The organism is Rhodobaculum claviforme (assembly GCF_016653255.1).
Classification (GTDB): Bacteria; Pseudomonadota; Alphaproteobacteria; order Rhodobacterales; family Rhodobacteraceae; genus Rhodobaculum; species Rhodobaculum claviforme.
Window position 1 is genome coordinate 1 of the sequence record NZ_NHSD01000029.1, and the last position, 2,888, is coordinate 2,888.

2 protein-coding genes are annotated in these 2,888 nt (G+C 72.6%); one reads left to right on the plus strand and one right to left on the minus strand.

Annotated elements, in window-relative coordinates; genetic code table 11:
* Positions 1-45 precede the first annotated feature (45 nt).
* Entirely contained in the window at positions 46-1,557 is a 1,512-nt protein-coding gene (gatB, locus tag CCR87_RS00405; RefSeq protein ID WP_201155362.1) for an Asp-tRNA(Asn)/Glu-tRNA(Gln) amidotransferase subunit GatB, read from the plus strand.
* Between the two features lie 142 nt (positions 1,558-1,699).
* On the opposite strand, the gene CCR87_RS00410 is transcribed toward gatB, so the two are convergent.
* A partial coding sequence (locus CCR87_RS00410) for a permuted SH3 domain-containing protein (RefSeq protein WP_207186494.1) occupies positions 1,700-2,888 on the minus strand: 1,189 nt, incomplete at its 5' end.

Genomic DNA, 2,888 nt, shown 5'->3' on the forward strand with positions numbered 1-2,888 from the left:
CGCCCTCCCCTAGACAGACGCCATCCGCAGCCCCCGGAGGACCCCATGCTCGACCTCGCCTTCACGCCCCCCGCGCCCAAGGTCATCGCCGGCGCGCGCGAGGATTGGGAACTGGTGATCGGCATGGAGGTGCATGCGCAGGTGGCCTCCGCCGCCAAGCTGTTTTCCGGCGCCGCCACCCGCTTCGGCGCGGAACCGAACTCCAACGTGTCGTTCGTGGACGCGGCGATGCCGGGGATGCTGCCAGTGCTCAATGAATACTGCATCGAACAGGCGGTGCGCACCGGGCTGGGGCTGCGGGCGACGATCAACCTGACCAGCGCGTTCGACCGCAAGAACTACTTCTATCCCGACCTGCCGCAGGGCTATCAGATCAGCCAGCTGTACCACCCGCTGGTGGGCGAGGGCGAGGTGCGCGTGGACCTGGCCCCCGGCGTGGCCCGCATGGTCCGGATCGAGCGCATCCATGTGGAACAGGACGCGGGCAAGTCCATCCACGACATGGACCCGGCGCTGTCGTTCGTGGACCTCAACCGCACGGGCGTCGCGCTGATGGAGATCGTCAGCCGCCCCGACATCCGCGGCCCCGAGGAAGCGGCGGCCTATGTCACCAAGCTGCGCCAGATCCTGCGGTATCTGGGCACCTGCGACGGCAACATGCAGAACGGCAACCTGCGCGCCGACGTCAACGTCTCGATCTGCCGCCCCGGCGCGTATGAACGCTTCCGCGAGACCGGCGACCACGGCCATCTGGGCACGCGCTGCGAGATCAAGAACATGAACTCCATGCGCTTCATCCAGGCCGCCATCGAGTACGAGGCCCGCCGCCAGATCGCCATCGTCGAGGACGGCGGCAAGGTCGTGCAGGAGACCCGCCTTTACGACCCCACCAAGGGCGAGACGCGGTCGATGCGGTCGAAGGAAGAGGCGCACGACTACCGCTACTTCCCCTGCCCCGACCTGCTGCCGCTGGAGATCGAGCAGGCGTGGGTGGACGACATCGCGGCCACCCTGCCCGAACTGCCCGACGCCAAGAAGGCGCGCTTCGTCGAAGGCTACGGCGTGACCGAGTACGACGCCGATGTGCTGACCGCCGAGCGCGAGGCCGCGGACTTCTTCGAGGCCGTGGCGGCGGGCCGCGACGGCAAGGCCGCGGCGAACTGGGTCATCAACGAGCTGTTCGGGCGCCTCAACAAGGAAGCCCTCGCGATCACCGACAGCCCCGTCTCAGCCGGCCAGCTGGGCGGGCTGATCGACCTGATCGCCTCGGGCGAGATCTCGGGCAAGATCGCCAAGGACGTGTTCGAGATCCTCTGGTCCGAAGGCGGCGACCCCGCGCGCATCGTCGAGGATCGCGGCATGCGCCAGGTCACCGACACCGGCGCGCTGGAGGCCGCGGTGGACGCGGTCATCGCCGCCAACCCCGCCCAGGTGGAAAAGGCCCGCGCGAACCCCAAGCTGGCCGGCTGGTTCGTGGGCCAGGTGATGAAGGCCACCGGCGGCAAGGCCAACCCCCAGGCGGTCAACGACATCGTGGCCGCGCGCCTCGGCCTCTAGCCGCAGGCCGGGGTCACCGCGGTCCTCGTCCGGGGCGGGCTGACCGGGCGGGCCGCGCCCTCGCGGCGGGTCCGCGGCCCGGCGGACCGGGGGCCGGTGATGCCCCCCCCCGGGCCGCCATCCGCACGCCGGCCCGAGGGCGTCAGCGCGCGACCACGCGGGTTGTGTCGCGGATCCGGTCACCGGGGAACGCCACCACCCGGTCGCCCGCCTGCAACCCCGCCAGCACCTGGGCGCTGTCCTGCGTGCGCCGTCCCAGCTCCACCCGCACCAGCTCCGCCCGGCCGTCGCGCAGCCGGAACACCGCCCAGTCGCCCCCCTGTCGGATCAGCGCGCCGATGGGCACCTGGAGCGTCGCCTCGGTTTCCCAGATCACCATACGGGCAAACACCCGGAACGCATCGCCCAGCCTCGGGCGGGCCTCGGGCGGGCTGAGCAGATCGAGGAGCACGCGCACGCGCTGCTCCTCGATGCCCAGCGCCGAGACGCGGGTGAAGCCGCGCGGGTCGATCCGGCGCACCCGGGCCTCCAGCAGCCCCTCGCCGCCCCAGCGCTCGATCACGGCCGCGGCCCCGGGTGCCAGGCGCACCGCATCCGTCGACAGAAGGTCCACCTCCACCTCCATATCCGACAGATCACCGATGCCCATCAGGACCTCGCCGGGCGCCACCAGCCGCGCGCTTTCCCCCTCCAGCCACAGCACGGTGCCGGAGTGCGGGGCGCGCACCTCGGCGCAGCAGCCGTTGGGCGCGATCTCCAGCGCGCCGGGGCCCAGCAGCGCGGCCTCGGCGCGCGCCAGCATCGCCCCGCGCATCAGCAGTTCCGACTGCGCCGCCTCCAGACCCGCGCGGGCGGCCTCCACGCCCTGCTCGCTGTCCTCCAGCATCCGCTGGGGGATGATGCCGCGCGCCGCCAGTGCCCGGTTGCGGGCCAGCGCCGCCGCGGCGTGGCGCAGGTCGACATCGGCACGGGCGAGGACCGCTTCGGCCATGGCGACGGCGGCGCGGGCCTCACGGGTGCCGGCCTCGGCCTCGGCGCGGGCGCGCACATCCAGAAGCTGCGGGTCGGCGGGCTGGATGCGGGCGACCACCGTCTCGTTGCGCGTGACCGCATCGCCCACCGCGACCGGCGCGCGCTCGGCCACCCCGCCGATGGGGGCGGTCACCAGATAGGGCTCGCGCACGCGGCTGACGCCTTCGGCCGTCACGGTCACCTGCATCGGGGCCACGACCACTTCGGCCAGGTCCACCGCCACCGGGTCGGGCCAGAACGCCCACGTCAGCCCCGCCAGCGCCAGCGCCCCGCCGCCCACACCCCCGATCCACCGTGCC